Source organism: Streptomyces sp. NPDC002787, assembly GCF_053592095.1.
This window is the reverse complement of the sequence record NZ_JBSFVC010000017.1, coordinates 206,400-221,576: the sequence shown is the minus strand read 5'-3', so window position 1 is coordinate 221,576 and position 15,177 is coordinate 206,400. Positions and strand designations below refer to the sequence as shown.

Here is a 15,177-nt window from a genome sequence, read left to right as displayed (position 1 = left end):
TGGCCGGTGTCAGCGCGTCCACCAGGCCGCGGAGGTGTTCCGCAGGGTGTTCGTGCCGCAGTGGATCTCGCCCATGCCGAGGTGGTACGTCTCCCAGTCGTCCAGGTAAGACACCTTCATGCCGGCACTCGTGTACGCGGCCGTCACCGCCTCGGTGAAGATGTCCTTGCCGCCGATGACCGGGCCCCACTGGCGCGGCGCCAGGTAGTTCGTGCGGCTGAGGACGACGCCGTTGACCGCGCCGGGAACGTACGCGCTGGTCATCACCGGCGGCGCGGGCGCCGCGGGGGAAGCCGCCCCGAAGCCCTCCCGGCCCTTCGCACCCTGGCCCGCCGTCGTCTCGTCGAGCCGGCGCTGCTGGCCGTAGTCCCGCGCCACGTCCGGGAGTTCGGCGCCGGCGCCGAGGCGGGTCAGACGGGGGAGGCGGGTCTTGCCGTCGCCGCCCGACTGCGTCTCGCCCACCTGCTCCGTGCCCTGGGTGTAGAGGGCCGGGACGCGGACGACCTCGGCGTCCGTGACGCCCGTCTCGCGCTGGAGCACCGCGAGGTTGGCCTCGATCTTGCGGGTGGCGAGGTTGTTGTCGGAGACCAGGGTCTTGGAGGCGAGGGCCTTGGCGATGGTCTCCGTGGGGCCGAGCTTCCGGGAGAACATCTTCGTCGAACCGTGACCGGCGGCCTTCGCGTCACGCAGCAGCTGGAGCCCCGCCTCGGGGTCGGCGACCGCGATCTTCCAGCCGCGCGGGGTGTCGGCGGGCAGGAACTGCACGAACTCGTCGACATGGCCCACGTGCAGCCAGGACGTGTCGAGGAACAGCGGGTCCTGCATGCCCTGGGACTTCAGGAACGTCCGCATCACCTTCGCCGGCTTGGAGCCGACGTCCGGGCGCTGGCCCATGATGATCCGGCCCGCCGGGAACGAGCGCCCACCGTGCGCGAACGGCGGAATGGTCTCCAGGTTGCCCATGGAGTTGAGCGTCCACTCCTCCGAGTCCTTGGCGCCTGTCACCTGCACGGCACCGATGTTCGGGCCGCGCATCTTCTCGAACAGCTCCCGGCCGGACTCGCGGTCCAGCTGGGCGGAGCGCAGCATCACGCGCATCGCCTGCCGCTTGCCGTCCGCGCCGGTCATGCTGACGTACGCGGGCTCGACGAAGTCCTGCGCCCAGATGTCCCCGTACTTGGTGAAGTTCACCGTCGGCCGGGTGATGCCGGCGTCCTTGGCAGCTTGGTCCAGGCCCTTGCGGAAGGCGGCGTTGAGCTTGCCGTAGTTGCCGCCGGAGATCTTGGTGACCAGCAACTGCTGGGCGTTCTGCAGGTGGTGGTGGGTGAGGAGCGGGGCGACGCGCAGGGTGACCGAGTCGGCGGTGGTGCCCTTGGAGGACTTCACGGTCAGCCGGACCCGGGCCGTCCCGTCCCACTTCGCGGTGTCCCGGACGACGTCCTTGGCCTCCACGCCGAACTCCACACCGGCCTTCAACTCGGCCCGCGACAGCCGGGTCTTGGCCGTGACCGGCTCCCACTTCTTGCCCCGCTTGACGAACACACGCGTCTGCTTGGCGCCCGCCGTGACCTTCACGCTGCCCTGTGCGCCGGCGGGCGCGCTCTTCATCGGTACGGACCGTACGCGGGCGAGGTCGGCGGCGTCGGCGGTGCCGTTCACCTTCGAGTCGGAGGCGTCGTTGCAGGCGGCCAGCTGGGCGTCCGTGAGGCGCTTGCCGTTGGGGCCGGTGGCCGGGCAACGGCGGGTGTCGTCGTCGATGTTGGGCAGCATCAGGGCGCCGCGGGCGACGGTCCAGCCGTTCTCGCCGGAGGTGTCGGTGGTGCCGGTGACATCGACCTTGCCGTCGCGGTTGGTGTCCACCCGCAGATCGGTCGGGGGCGCCCCGGCCGCGAACGCCGAGGGCAGCGCCAGCGAGGGCGTCGCGAGGAGCGTGCCGGACACCGCCAGCACGGCTATCGCCTGCCGTGCGGGGCGGGTTCGGAATGGTCTGGTTGAACGCGTAGGCACAGAGCGTCCCTTCGGCGGCGAGCGTGGTCAGCACTGAAGACGGATGACAGCGCGGATCCGTTGTCTGTGCGCCTCCTGTGAAAGACGTGATCTGCCGCACGCGGGATGTGAACGGCGACGGGCGGGTGCGTCATCCACGCCACGGGCGGGCGCGCGATCTACTCCACGCCGCGAATCCGCCCCACGAACACCGCCCCCGCCAGCCCGATCACCGCCGCCACCAGGTACAGCGTCCGGTAGCCGCCGAGATGCGTCACGATCGGCGCCGCCAGCACCGGAGCGGCCACCTGGGGCAGGGAGTTGGCCACGTTGATGACACCCAGGTCCTTGCCCCGGTCGAGGGCCTTCGGCAGCACATCGGTCATGAGGGCGAAGTCGACCGACGTGAACACACCGAAGCCCAGGCCGAGCAGGGCCGAGGCGGCGAGCGCGCCGGGCCAGGTCGGCCAGAGGGCGATGAGGCCGGTCGCGCCCGCCATCAGCAGCCCCGACCAGTACACGAACGGCTTGCGCCGCCCCACCCGGTCCGACCACATCCCGGAGACCACCACCGTCGCCAGCAGCGTCGAGGCGTTCACCACCGTGAGGATCAGCACGCCCTGCTCCGGATCGGGATACCCGACCCGGTCCCGCAGGTAGAACAGCAGGTAGAGCAGGCCGACGCTGTTGCCCAGATTGATCAGGAAGCGCGTCAGCCAGGCCCACGCGAAGTCCGGATGGCGCCGCGGGCTCAGCCAGAAGCCCGCCAGGAACCCCCGCCACGACCACTCCGGGCGGGCCACCGCCGGCAGCGGCGGGTCCCGGTGGGCCAGCACGTACGGCAGCACGCCCACCAGCGTGAACACCGCACACGCCGCGTACCCCGCGCCGACACCCCCGCCCAGCGTCGCCAGCCCGGTGCCGCCGACCACGCCCAGGATCTGCGCCGCCCCCAACCAGCCGCCCACGGAGCCCCGTTGGAGACGCGGCACCTGATCCGGGACCGCCGCGGTGACCGCCGCCCAGGACGCGTTCAGGGTGAGCTGCACCAGACACCAGCCGGCCACCATGGTCCACAGCCCGCCCGCGCCCGCGAGCAGCAGCAGCGACACCGCCCCGCCGGCCGACCCCGCCACGATCCACGGCGTACGGCGGCCCCGGCGGGACGTCGTACGGTCCGACAGCGCCCCGAACAGCGGCGTGGCCAGCAACGAGACGACCGCCCCGGCACCGGTCACCCACGCCAGCACCGTCTCCTTCGACATTCCGGAGCCGGGCGCGAAGTCCTCCGCCTGCGAGGCCAGCAGGATCTGCAACGGGCCGTACCAGCCCACCCAGATCGCCCCGTTGGCCAGCGCCAGGGCCGAGGTCCAGCCCCCGCCGACCGGCTCGACGGGCTCGGCGAGGGCGTCCGTCGTCCGTGCCGTCGTCATCCTCGGTTCTGCGCCCGCAGCAGGTCCCGGTACCAGGCGTACGACGCCTTCGGGGTCCGCTCCAGCGACTCGAAGTCCACGTGGACCAGGCCGAACCGCCGAGCGTAGCCCTCCGCCCACTCGAAGTTGTCGAGCAGGGACCACACGAAGTAGCCGCGGATGTCCACGCCCGCCTCCGACGCCGCGTGCAGTGCGCGCACATGGCCGTCCAGGTAGGCGATGCGCTCCTGGTCGTCGACGCCCTCGTAGGAGCAGCCGTTCTCGGTGATGACGACGGGCGGCAGACGGTCGCCGTAGCGGGCGTGGAAGTCGGTGAGGAGCTCGGTGAGGCCCTCGGGGACGACCGGCCAGCCGAAGTCGGTGGTCGGGACGTTCTCGATCTGCTTGACGGTGAAGGGGAGTTCGGCGGGGATCGTGACACCGCCGAACTCGATGTCCGTGCCCTCGGGCGCACCCACGCGGGTCGGGGCGTAGTAGTTGATGCCGTACCAGTCGATCGGCTCGGAGATGACCTTCAGGTCGGAGTCGATGTCCGTGCCCGGCATCAACTCGCCGATCCCCTCCGGGTACTCGCCCAGCAGCACCGGTTCCGCGAACAGTCGGTTCAGCAGCAGGTCGTAGAAGCCCGCCGCCTCCACGTCCGCCTGCTCCTGCGACGCGGCCCACGTCGGCCCGTGCGAGTTGGCGATGCCGATGTCCGTGACTCCGGCCGCACGCAGCGCCCGTACGGCCAGGCCGTGGCCCAACAGCTGGTGGTGGGCGGCCGGGAGCGCGTCGAACATCAGCTGCTTGCCCGGCGCGTGGGTGCCGAGGGCATGGCCCAGCAGGGTGTGCTCGGCGGGCTCGTTGAGGGTGATCCACTTGCCGACGCGGTCGCCGAGCCGGGCGGCCACGACGGCGACGTACTCGGCGAACCGCTCGGCGGTGTCCCGGTTCAGCCAGCCGCCGGCCTCCTCCAGCGACGACGGCAGATCCCAGTGGAAGAGGGTCGGGACGGGGCGTACGCCCGCGCCGGCCAGCTCGTCCACCAGACGGTCGTAGAAGTCCAGGCCGCCCGGTGTGTTGACCCGGGGCCAGGAGATCGAGAAGCGGTACGCACCCACGCCCAGGTCGCGCAGCAGGGCCACGTCCTCGGGGTAGCGGTGGAAGTGGTCGCAGGCCACCGCCGCCGTCGAGCCGTCCTTGATGTGGCCCGTCCCGGCCGAGAAGGCGTCCCACACGGAGGGCTCGCGCTCACCCACGGCACCCTCGATCTGATGCGCGGAGGTCGAGACGCCCCACAGGAAGCCGGCCGGGAACTGGGGTATCGGGTTCGTCGCCATGGGCGGATCATCCGTACCACTGGTAACGGAAGTCAACGCCCCAGGGCGAACTGCCCGTTACGCACCCCGGAGCCGGTGTGAGGGCGGCTCACGCCCCTTCCTTGAGCACCCTTCTGATCAGCTCCCGCTGTTCCTCCGTCAGCCGGGGGTCCGCGCAGTACACGGTCCTGCCGTCCACCGTGATCTCGTACGAGAAACCGTCCGGCACCCCGAGCGGCGGCGAGCCCCGGCCGGCGGCGAGCGCGCGTTCGGCCAGGGACTGCCACTCCCGGGCATCGGGCCGCCCGGCGGTGTCCACCACCGCATGCCGCTCGATGCCCGCGAAACCGCCCGTGCGCCGCACTTGAATACGCATGGGTCATGTCTAGTACGGAACTACAGCGTCCGCACGCCCACCTGCTCCCAGGCCTTCAGCACCGCCGTCAGCTCGTCGCCCTGCCCGTACCGGTCCTTGGCCGCCTTCACCGTCAGGGTGGCGAAGTCGACGAACAGGGCCTGCTCCTTCAGTTCGCCGCCGGTGAGGACGTCGTACCAGATCTGGCCCGCCCGCTCCCAGGCATGGCCGCCGAGGGCAGTGGCCGCGAGGTAGAACGCGTGGTTGGGGATGCCGGAGTTGATGTGGACGCCGCCGTTGTCGCGGCCCGTGCGGACGTAGTCGTCCATCGTCGCCGGCTGCGGGTCCTTGCCGAGGACGTCGTCGTCGTACGCCGTGCCCGGGGCCTTCATCGAGCGCAGGGCCGTGCCCGTGACGCGCGGGGCGAGCAGGCCGGCGCCGATCAGCCAGTCCGCCTCGGCGGCGGTCTGGCCGAGCGTGTACTGCTTGATGAGGGCGCCGAAGACGTCCGACATCGACTCGTTGAGGGCGCCCGGCTGGCCGAAGTACGTCAGGTTCGCCGTGTACTGGGTGACGCCGTGGCTGAGTTCGTGGCCGATGACGTCGATCGGGATGGTGAAGTCGAGGAAGATCTCCCCGTCCCCGTCGCCGAACACCATCTGCTCGCCGTTCCAGAAGGCGTTGTTGTAGTCGCGCTCGTAGTGCACGGTCGCGTCCAGCGGCAGCCCGTTCCCGTCGATCGAGTCGCGCTCGTACGCCTTGAGGAAGAGCTCGAAGGTCGCGCCGAGGCCCGCGTAGGCCCGGTTGACCGTGGCGTCCTTGCCGGGCGCGTCACCCTCGCCGCGCACCTTCCTGCCGGGCAGATCGGTGCCGTGGCGGGCGTCGTAGATCGTGCGGTGCGGTTTTCCGGCTTCCGCGCCCGCGGGGGCGGCGATGGCGGGGGCGCCGATGACCGTGGTCAGGCGGCGGTGGGTGCGCTCGAAGGCGTCGCGCTCCAGGGTCTTGCGCGCGGCGTTGGCGAGTGCCGGGTCCTCGGCCTGGGAGAGCTTGTCGAGGACGTGGGGTGGGACGACGGTGCAGAAGACGGGCTCGTGGCCCCCGTTTGCGGTCATCTCCGCACGATTGCACTCCGTTAGGGGCGTGTCACTAGAGGCAACCTTGATTGGTGAAATGTGGCTGTATGGGTTGCGTTTCGTGGTCGCCGTGTTACTGAGGGTTGGGGTCGAGCTTGCCGTGCATGGGGGCTGGTCGCGCGGTTCCCCGCGCCCCTTCATGGTGCCCGGTGTGGCCTTGCGCACCTTTTGTCCGCTATGGCACCCCGGTCCCGCATACTGATACGGCCCCCCGCACCGAGGACGACTCGGCTACGCTGCTTCGCATCATGCGTTTCGGGCTGCTTCTCCTTAGCTGCCGCGGCGAGGGCCTGTAATCGAGGCCGACCCCCTCCCCGCGGTGCTTTGGCGTTGCGTCGTCGGCCGTCCTTTCCGGACCATCGAGGAGCCCACGCAATCATGGCGAACCGCCAGCAGCCCACGTCCATGCCGATCCACAAGTACGGGCAGTACGAGCAGGTCGACATCCCCGACCGCACCTGGCCGAACAACCGGATCACCGTCGCCCCCCGCTGGCTCTCCACCGACCTGCGCGACGGCAACCAGTCCCTGATCGACCCGATGTCGCCCGAGCGCAAGCGCCGGATGTTCGACCAGCTGGTCAAGATGGGCTACAAGGAGATCGAGGTCGGCTTCCCGGCGTCCGGGCAGACGGACTTCGACTTCGTACGGTCGATCATCGAGGAGCCGGGGGCCATCCCCGACGACGTCACCATCTCCGTACTGACCCAGGCCCGCGAGGACCTGATCGAGCGGACCGTGGAGTCCCTGAAGGGCGCCAAGCGCGCCACCGTGCACCTGTACAACGCCACCGCCCCCGTCTTCCGACGGGTGGTGTTCCGGGGCTCCAAGGAGCAGATCAAGCAGATCGCCGTCGACGGCACGCGGCTGGTCATGGAGTACGCGGAGAAGCTGCTGGGCCCCGAGACCGAGTTCGGGTACCAGTACAGCCCCGAGATCTTCACCGACACCGAGCTGGACTTCGCGCTGGAGGTCTGCGAGGCGGTGATGGACGTCTACCAGCCCGGACCGGGCCGCGAGATCATCCTCAACCTGCCCGCCACGGTGGAGCGTTCGACGCCGTCGACGCACGCGGACCGCTTCGAGTGGATGGGCCGCAACCTGTCCCGCCGCGAGTACGTCTGCATCTCCGTCCACCCGCACAACGACCGGGGTACCGCCGTCGCCGCCGCCGAGCTGGCGCTGATGGCCGGCGCCGACCGCGTCGAGGGCTGTCTGTTCGGGCAGGGCGAGCGCACCGGCAACGTCGACCTGGTCACCCTGGGCATGAACCTGTTCTCCCAGGGCGTCGACCCGCAGATCGACTTCTCCGACATCGACGAGATCCGTCGTACGTGGGAGTACTGCAACCAGATGGAGGTCCACCCCCGCCACCCGTACGTGGGCGACCTGGTCTACACGTCCTTCTCCGGCTCCCACCAGGACGCCATCAAGAAGGGCTTCGACGCCATGGAGGCGTCCGCGAAGGAGCAGGGCAAGACGGTCGACGACATCGAGTGGGCCGTTCCCTACCTGCCGATCGACCCGAAGGACGTCGGTCGCTCCTACGAGGCCGTCATCCGGGTCAACTCGCAGTCCGGCAAGGGCGGTATCGCGTACGTCCTGAAGAACGACCACAAGCTGGACCTGCCGCGCCGGATGCAGATCGAGTTCTCGAAGATCATCCAGGCGAAGACGGACGCCGAGGGCGGCGAGGTCACCGGCGGCGACATCTGGGGCGTCTTCCAGGACGAGTACCTGCCGAACCCCGAGAACCCGTGGGGCCGCATCCAGGTCCTGAGCGGCCAGTCGACGACCGACAAGGACGGCGTGGACACGCTGACCGTGGAGGCCGAGGTCGACGGCGTGGAGACCACCCTGGTCGGCACCGGCAACGGCCCGATCTCGGCGTTCTTCCACGCGCTGCAGGGCATCGGTATCGACGCCCGCCTGCTGGACTACCAGGAGCACACGATGAGCGAGGGCGCCTCTTCGCAGGCCGCCTCGTACATCGAGGTCGCCATCGAGGACAAGGTCCTGTGGGGCATCGGTATCGACGCGAACACGACGCGTGCGTCGCTGAAGGCGGTCGTCTCCGCCGTCAACCGCGCGGCTCGCTGACCAGCCTCACCGGCGGTTTGAAAGCCCCGTTCGCCGGATTCCGGCGGACGGGGCCCGTCGTTTACCGGCCAAACCCTGTGCGGGTCCCGGGTAGGCCTCGTCCGGAGTACTGACTACGCCTCATGGATGTGGCTAACATCACGCAAGCGCGGCGATGTGGCCGAGGGGGCACCTCCCGCGCCCAAGGGGCCGTGTGTGGGGGAGTTACGGAGGTGCGACGTGCTGCCAGGACGGGACCCGATCGGCCGTGCCACCGCGCTCGCCCGCGTCGGGCACACCAGCCGTGCCACCGGCTTCTCGCGGGTGGCGGGCACCCGGATCGCGTGGACCGGCGTCGGTGACGGCGAGTTCTTCTGCCCCGGCTGCGGAGGCGACCGCAACTACCAGCGCCTCACCGGCCGCCGCCGCTTCACGCTCCTCGGCGTCCCCGTCCTGCCGCGCGGTGAGACCGGCCCCGTGGTGGAATGCGCGGCCTGCCGCCACCACTACGCCACGGACGTGCTCGACCACCCCACCACCACCCGCTTCTCGGCGATGCTCCGCGACGCCGTCCACACGGTCGCCCTCGCCGTCCTGGCGACGGACGGCACCTGTACACGCCCGGCGCTGACCGTCGCCGCCTGCGCCGTCCGCTCGGCCGGCTTCGCCGACTGCACCGAGGACCAGCTCGGCGCCCTGGTCGAGGCCCTCGCCGCCGACACGGGCCGCGTCTTCGGGGAGCCCTGCGGCCCCGGTCTGGCCATAGAGCTCCACGAGGCCCTGGACCCGCTGGCACCGCACCTCGCCCCGACCGGCCGCGAGGCGATCCTGCTCCAGGGCGCGCGGATCGCCCTGGCCGACGGGCCGTACACCCCCGCGGAACGGGACGTGCTGGCCACGGTGGGGGCGGCCCTGACGATCTGCGCGGACGACGTGACGCGGTTGCTGGCGACAGCGCGCACCCCGTCGTGACCGCCACCGTCACCCCTCCTCACCCGTGCGTACCTCGCGCTGACTCCTGAGTCGCACCAACGCGTGTCCCACTCACACCGGCGCACTCATTTCCGCGCGCCCTTCGTCGCCACGCATGTGCTTCGAGCGCCGTCGTGTGCGCCGTATGGGCCACGCGGTCGTGGGGATCGTCGCCAGAGACATCCCCCCACGCACTGCGAGGTCCCCGGTGACGAAGACCGCCATGGCACCCTCCGCTCCAGGAGCGCTCCCGCTCATCGGCCACGCGGGCCGGCTGGCCCGCGACCGGCTGGGTTTCCTCGAAGAGGTGCGCGCCCTCGGGCCGGTCGTCCGGATCCGTCTGGGGCGCACACCGGTCCACGTGGTCAACGCGCCCGAGCTCGTCCAGCGGATGCTGGTCGCGGGCAACGGGGTCGAATTCGACAAGGGCGGACCCTTCTTCGACCAGGCCGCCCAGCTCGTGGGCAACGGCCTCTCCACCTCCCTGGCCGGAGCCCACCGCCCGATGCGCGCCACACTGCGGCCGGTCTTCGCCCGCCGGCACCTGCCCCACCACACCGAGCGGTTCCACGACTGCGCCCGCGAAGTGACCTCGGCGTGGCAGCCCGGGCAGATCGTCGAGCCGTACAACGAGATGAAGCGCTTCGCCGTCGCCGTCCTCGCCCGGACCCTCTTCCTCGCCCCCGAGGACCGGCAGGCCGTCGAGGCCGTCCAGCGCAATGTGCCGGAGATGCTCTCCGCCCTGGCGACCCACATGATGGTGCCCGGCAGCAACCGCCTGCCGACTCCCGAGAACCTGCGCTACGCACGGGCCTCCCGCGAGACGCGCGAGGCGGTCGCCGCGATGGTCCGGCGGCGGATGAGCGACCCCACCGACCACCACGACCTGATGTCGGCCCTCGTGCCCCCCGACCGCCCGGACGCCCACACCGAGCAGGAGGTGTTCGACCAGGTCATCACGTTCTTCATCGGCGGCACCGAGACCATGGCGTCACTGCTGTCCTGGACCCTGCACCTGCTGAGCGTCCACCCCCGGGAGTACGAGCGGGTGGAGGCCGAACTCGACGAGGTGCTCGGCGACCGGCCCGTCACCCTCCAGGACCTGTCCCGGCTGACCTTCATGAAGCGCGTGATCAACGAGTCGCTGCGCCTGCACCCGCCCGTCTGGCTGCTCAGCCGTGTCGCCCTCGTCGACACCGAACTGGGCGGCCACCCCCTCCCCGCCGGCGCGGGACTGCTCTTCAGCCCCTACGCCCTCCACCGGGACCCGGCCGTCTTCGCCGAGCCCGAGCGGTTCGACCCCGACCGCTGGACCGAGGACCGGATCGAACGCCGCCACCGCGAGGCGTTCATCCCCTTCGGCGCCGGCACCCGCAGGTGCATCGGCGACACGTTCGGGCTCGCCGAGGCACAGGTGGCCCTCGCGGTGATCCTCCGCGACTGGCGGGTACGGCCACAGCCGGGCACCGACCCCGAGCCGCTGCTGCGGATGACCATGCGGCCGCAGGGCGCACGGGTGATCCTCGACCGCCGGACGGACCGGGCCCCCTCCGCCGAGGCGGGCGTACTCCCCGGGGAGTAGTACGGCCCCCGTGCCGCCCCGGGCAGTACGGCTCAACTCGCCCTCACGCGCGACGAATCGGCCCTCCTTCGCCGGGAGTCTGGTGAACGTCCACAGACACCCGTCGAAGGAGGGGGGACCCCGGCATGGGGCCCGGAGAGACACACGTGCGTACGCGTCGGCGAGCGGTGCCCTGGCTGGTGCTCGGGCTGTGGGTGGTGTTGCTCGCGGTGGTCGCGCCGTTCGCGGCGAAACTGTCCGAGGTGCAGAACGACCGGGCGGTGGACTATCTCCCGGCGAGCGCGGACTCGACTCAGGTCGCGAAGATCCAGGACCGGTTGCCGGGAGGTGAGACGACCGAACTGGTGCTCGTGTACCACCGGGAGGGCGGGCTGACCGCCGCCGACCGGGCCGCAGCCGACGCGCAGGTGGCGGGGATCGCAGAGCGGGACCGGCTGGTCGCGGAGCCGGAGGGGGTGCCGTCGGAGGACGGGGACACCCTCATGTATCCGGTCGCGAGCAACGGGCCCGGGACCGACGAGAAGCTGCGGGACGCGTTCGTCGAGCGGGTGCGCGACGTCGCCCACGGCGGGGGAGGGCTGACGGTCGAGGTGGGTGGGCCGGGAGCCCTCGCCACCGACGCGGGCAAGGTCTATGAGTCGCTCGGCGGGCCGCTGCTGTACACCACCGTCGCGGTCGTCGCCGTACTGCTGATCATCATCTACCGGAGTCCGGTGCTGTGGCTGGTGCCGCTCGTCGTCGCCGGGATCGCGGACCTCCTGTCGATGGGGGTCGCGTACGGGCTGAACCAGGCCTTCGGGACGACCGTGTCGGGGCAGAGCTCGGGCGTGATGACGATCCTGGTCTTCGGGGCGGGGACGGACTACGCGCTGTTGCTCGTCTCCCGGTACCGCGAGGAGCTCCGGCGCATCGAGCGGCCGTACGAGGCGATGAGGGTCGCACTGCGCGGGTGCGGGCCCGCCGTGCTCGCCTCCTCCGGGACCGTCGCCGCCGGGTTGCTGTGTCTGCTGGCCGCCGACCTGAACAGCAGCCGGGGAATGGGACCGCTCGGCACAGTGGGCGTCCTGTGCGCCCTCCTCGCCATGCTCACCCTGCTGCCGGCGCTCCTCGTACTCCTGGGGCGGAGGGTGTTCTGGCCGCTCGTACCGGCGTACGGGAGTGAGCCCAAGCAGCGGCGGAGCCTGTTCTCGGCGATGGGGTCGTCCGCCGGGCGGCGCCCGCTGACCGTGCTGGCGGGCGGGGCCGTCCTGCTGGGCGCGCTCGCCCTCGGCACGCTGAACCTGCCCGGATCGCTCAAGCAGGAGGACTCCTTCGTCGACAGGCCCGAGTCGGTCGCGGCCATGGAGACCTTGGCCAAGGCCTTCCCCGGACAGAGCACCCAGCCCATCTCGGTGATCACGCCGACCGGGCGGGCCGCCGCCACGGTCGCCGAGATCGAGGGGCACGCGGGAGTCGCCGCGGTCGAACGCGGCCGTAGCGGTGACGGGTGGACCGAGATCTCCGTCGTCGCGAAGAGCGCGCCCCAGTCGGCGGCCGAGACCGCCACCATCAAGTCGCTGCGGGACCGGCTGCCGGAGTCCTACATCGGCGGACCCAGCGCCGAGCAGCTCGACCTGTTGGACACCAACGCCCGGGACCGGCTCGTCGTCGTACCGATCGTGCTCGTGTCCGTGCTGCTCATCCTGGTCGCGCTGCTGCGGAGCCTGGTCGCGCCGCTGCTGCTCGTCGTCGCCGTCGTCGCGGTGTGGGCGGCCTCGCTCGGCATCGGCGGACTGGTCTTCGGGCCGGTGTTCGGGTTCGAGGGGACCGATCCGGGGCTCGGGCTGCTCTCCTTCGTCTTCCTCGTCGCCCTCGGTGTCGACTACGGCATCTTCCTCATGCACCGGATGCGCGAGGAGTCCCTCGCCGGCGCCGAACCGGCCGCCGCCGCGCTCACCGCGCTGCGCACCACGGGCGGGGTCATCGCCTCCGCCGGGCTCGTCCTGGCCGCGACCTTCGCCGTGCTGCTGAACATGGGGCTCGTCCAGCTCGTCGAACTGGGCTTCGTCATCGCCGTCGGCGTGCTCCTCGACACCTTCCTCGTCCGTACGTACCTGGTGACCAGCGCGAGCGTGGCGCTGCGGCACAAGGTGTGGTGGCCGGGACGGCTCTCGCGGGAGCCGGCGGACCGGGTGGGGCCGCCCCCGGGTGAGGCGACGGACCGGGAGCGCGTGGCGGTTGGCCGGTAGCCACGACCACCACAGGGGCGCCCTTCCCTCCCGGAAGGGTGCCCTCCTGACGGAGGATGAGCCCGTGACGGCAACCACGAGCACGAGGTTCGGACCGGGACTCGTCGAACGGCTGCGGACGGCGACCCGGGCCGACGCCCTGCGGTACGACGCGTACATCGCCGCCGCCCTGGCCGTCCTCGACTGCGTGACCGCCGTGGTCATCACGGGGGACGGGCGCGTGCCCGACACGCTCGGCTTCGCGCTCCTCCTCGCAGCCCATGTGCCGCTGGTCTGGCGCCGGCGCCGGCCCGTGCTCGCGCTCTGGGTGCTGGTGGCCTGCGTCGCCCCGTACCACGCGCTCGACAACAACCATCCGGCCGCCGTCGCCCCGGCCATGCTGGCGCTCTACACGGTCGCGGTGAGCGGCACGGCCCGTCGCACGCTGCTCAACGGCGCCGCCGTCGTGGGCCTCACCCTGGCCATCAACGCGCTGTTCACTCCGCACCAGATCCCGGAGTTCCTGCGGATCTCGGGCTGGATCGTCTCCGTCCTCGTCTTCGGCGGATACGTCCGGGTCCACCGCCAGTACGTCGCCTCCGTCGTCCAACGCGCCGAGCGCGCCGAACGGACCCGCGAGGAGGAGGCGCGGCGGCGGGTCGCCGAGGAGCGGCTGCGCATCGCCCGCGACCTGCACGATCTGCTCGCCCACAGCATCACGCTCATCGGCGTGCAGACCTCCGTGGCCGCGCACGTCCTCGCCGCCGACCCCGACCGCCTCGACCGCGCCGCCGTCGCCGAGGCCCTCGACGACATCGCCGAGACCTGCCGCACCGCCCGTGGCGAACTGCGCGGCACGCTGGAGGTGTTGCGCGAGTCCGAGTACGCCGGTGCCGGCTCCCGTGGCCCCCTGCCGGGCCTCGACGGCCTCGCCGACCTCGCCGACGCGGCCCGCACGGCGGGGGCCCGCGTCGAGGTCACGGTCGCGGCCGACGGGGTGCCGTCGGGGGTGGGCGCCGCCGCCTACCGGATCGTGCAGGAGGCACTGACCAACGCCGTACGGCACGGGGGAGCGGACGTGGCGATACGGGTGGAGCTGCGGGGAGGGGGAGGGGCGCTGCGGGTGAGGGTGAGGGACGACGGGGTGGGGGGAGCGGTGGGAACGTCTTCAGGAGGCTCTGGCTTCGGGATCCTCGGCATGCGTGAGCGGGCCCGCAGCGTCGGCGGCACGCTGGAGGCGGGGCCACGGGCGGAGGGCGGCTTCGAGGTGGAGGCGGTGCTGCCGCTGGTCGGGGTCGGCGAGCGGGAGGTGAGCGATGCCGGCGAGCCGCATGCTGCCGCCGGTGCCGGTGCCGGTGCCGAGGTTGGCGCCGAGGTCACTGTCTCTGTCGCCGGGCAGACGCCGGGAGGAGCGGCCCGATGACCGACCGCACCATCCGCGTACTCCTCGCCGACGACCAGACCCTCGTCCGCGCCGCCTTCGCCATGCTCGTGGAGTCGGCGCGGGACATGGAGGTGGTGGGGCAGGCGGGGACGGGCCGGGAGGCGGTGGAGCTGGCGCGTACGGCGCGGGCGGACCTCGTCGTCATGGACCTGCGCATGCCCGACCTGGACGGCATCGAGGCGACCCGGCTCATCGCGGCGGACGAGGACCTCGCGGGCGTACGGGTCCTGGTCCTCACCACGTATGACACCGACGAGCACGTGGTGGAGGCCCTGCGGGCCGGCGCCTCCGGCTTCCTCGTGAAGGACATGCGGCCGGCTGAACTCCTCGACGCCATCCGCACGGTGGCCGCCGGCGACGCCCTTCTCGCCCCGGGCCCCACGGCCCGTCTCATCGCCCGTCTGCTGCGCGGCCCCGCCGCGCCGGCCGCCCTGCCCGACGGCGGCCCCGAGTGTCTCTCCGACCGGGAGAAGGAGGTCCTCACGCTCGTCGCCCGCGGCCTGAACAACACCGAGATCGCCGACACCCTGGGCCTCAGCCCGCTGACCGCCAAGACCCATGTCAGCCGCATCATGGGCAAGCTGGGCGCCCGTGACCGGGCCCAGCTGGTGATCGTGGCCTACGAGTCGGGGATGGTGACGCCGGGGGAGGCCTGACGGCTCGTCACTGTCCGTTCGGCCCACTG

11 protein-coding genes are annotated in these 15,177 nt (G+C 71.6%); 6 read left to right on the top strand and 5 right to left on the bottom strand.

Annotated elements, in window-relative coordinates:
* Nucleotides 1-9: 9 nt before the first annotated feature.
* The 5 genes from ACWD26_RS24800 to ACWD26_RS24780 form a co-directional block, all read right to left on the bottom strand.
* Nucleotides 10-1,950, bottom strand: a complete 1,941-nt coding sequence (locus ACWD26_RS24800; protein WP_451273520.1) for a protein-arginine deiminase domain-containing protein — start codon at nt 1,948-1,950, stop codon at nt 10-12.
* Nucleotides 1,951-2,165: 215 nt separating this feature from the next.
* On the bottom strand, nt 2,166-3,419 hold the full coding sequence (locus ACWD26_RS24795) for an MFS transporter (RefSeq protein ID WP_451273518.1): 1,254 nt from the start codon (nt 3,417-3,419) through the stop codon (nt 2,166-2,168).
* Nucleotides 3,416-4,741 (bottom strand): GH1 family beta-glucosidase, encoded by a 1,326-nt coding sequence (locus ACWD26_RS24790; RefSeq protein WP_451273516.1) that lies wholly within the window; start codon nt 4,739-4,741, stop codon nt 3,416-3,418. The genes ACWD26_RS24795 and ACWD26_RS24790 overlap by 4 nt, the downstream gene beginning before the upstream one ends.
* 88 nt (nt 4,742-4,829) lie before the next feature.
* The gene (locus tag ACWD26_RS24785) at nt 4,830-5,096 is read right to left on the bottom strand and encodes a protealysin inhibitor emfourin (RefSeq protein ID WP_451273514.1); all 267 of its coding nucleotides are present in this window, start codon (nt 5,094-5,096) and stop codon (nt 4,830-4,832) included.
* Nucleotides 5,097-5,116: 20 nt separating this feature from the next.
* Nucleotides 5,117-6,187, bottom strand: a complete 1,071-nt coding sequence (locus ACWD26_RS24780) for a M4 family metallopeptidase (protein WP_451273512.1) — start codon at nt 6,185-6,187, stop codon at nt 5,117-5,119.
* Nucleotides 6,188-6,586: 399 nt separating this feature from the next.
* On the opposite strand from ACWD26_RS24780, the gene leuA reads away from it, so the two are divergent.
* The 6 genes from leuA to ACWD26_RS24750 all read left to right on the top strand — a co-directional run bounded on the left by leuA (nt 6,587) and on the right by ACWD26_RS24750 (nt 15,148).
* On the top strand, nt 6,587-8,308 hold the full coding sequence (gene leuA / locus ACWD26_RS24775; RefSeq protein ID WP_451273510.1) for a 2-isopropylmalate synthase: 1,722 nt from the start codon (nt 6,587-6,589) through the stop codon (nt 8,306-8,308).
* A gap of 219 nt (nt 8,309-8,527) precedes the next feature.
* Complete coding sequence (locus ACWD26_RS24770; protein WP_451273508.1) at nt 8,528-9,259, top strand: TerB family tellurite resistance protein; 732 nt, start codon at nt 8,528-8,530, stop codon at nt 9,257-9,259.
* A gap of 208 nt (nt 9,260-9,467) precedes the next feature.
* Nucleotides 9,468-10,841: a cytochrome P450 gene (locus ACWD26_RS24765; RefSeq protein WP_451273506.1), complete on the top strand. Its 1,374-nt coding sequence runs from the start codon at nt 9,468-9,470 to the stop codon at nt 10,839-10,841.
* 125 nt (nt 10,842-10,966) lie between these two features.
* Nucleotides 10,967-13,069 carry an MMPL family transporter gene (locus ACWD26_RS24760; protein ID WP_451273504.1) on the top strand — a complete coding sequence of 701 codons (2,103 nt, stop codon included), beginning with the start codon at nt 10,967-10,969 and terminating at the stop codon, nt 13,067-13,069.
* A 64-nt stretch (nt 13,070-13,133) separates the two neighbouring features.
* Entirely contained in the window at nt 13,134-14,471 is a 1,338-nt protein-coding gene (locus ACWD26_RS24755) for a sensor histidine kinase (protein WP_451273502.1), read from the top strand.
* Nucleotides 14,468-15,148, top strand: a complete 681-nt coding sequence (locus ACWD26_RS24750) for a response regulator (RefSeq protein WP_451273500.1) — start codon at nt 14,468-14,470, stop codon at nt 15,146-15,148. The genes ACWD26_RS24755 and ACWD26_RS24750 overlap by 4 nt, the downstream gene beginning before the upstream one ends.
* Nucleotides 15,149-15,177 lie beyond the last annotated feature (29 nt).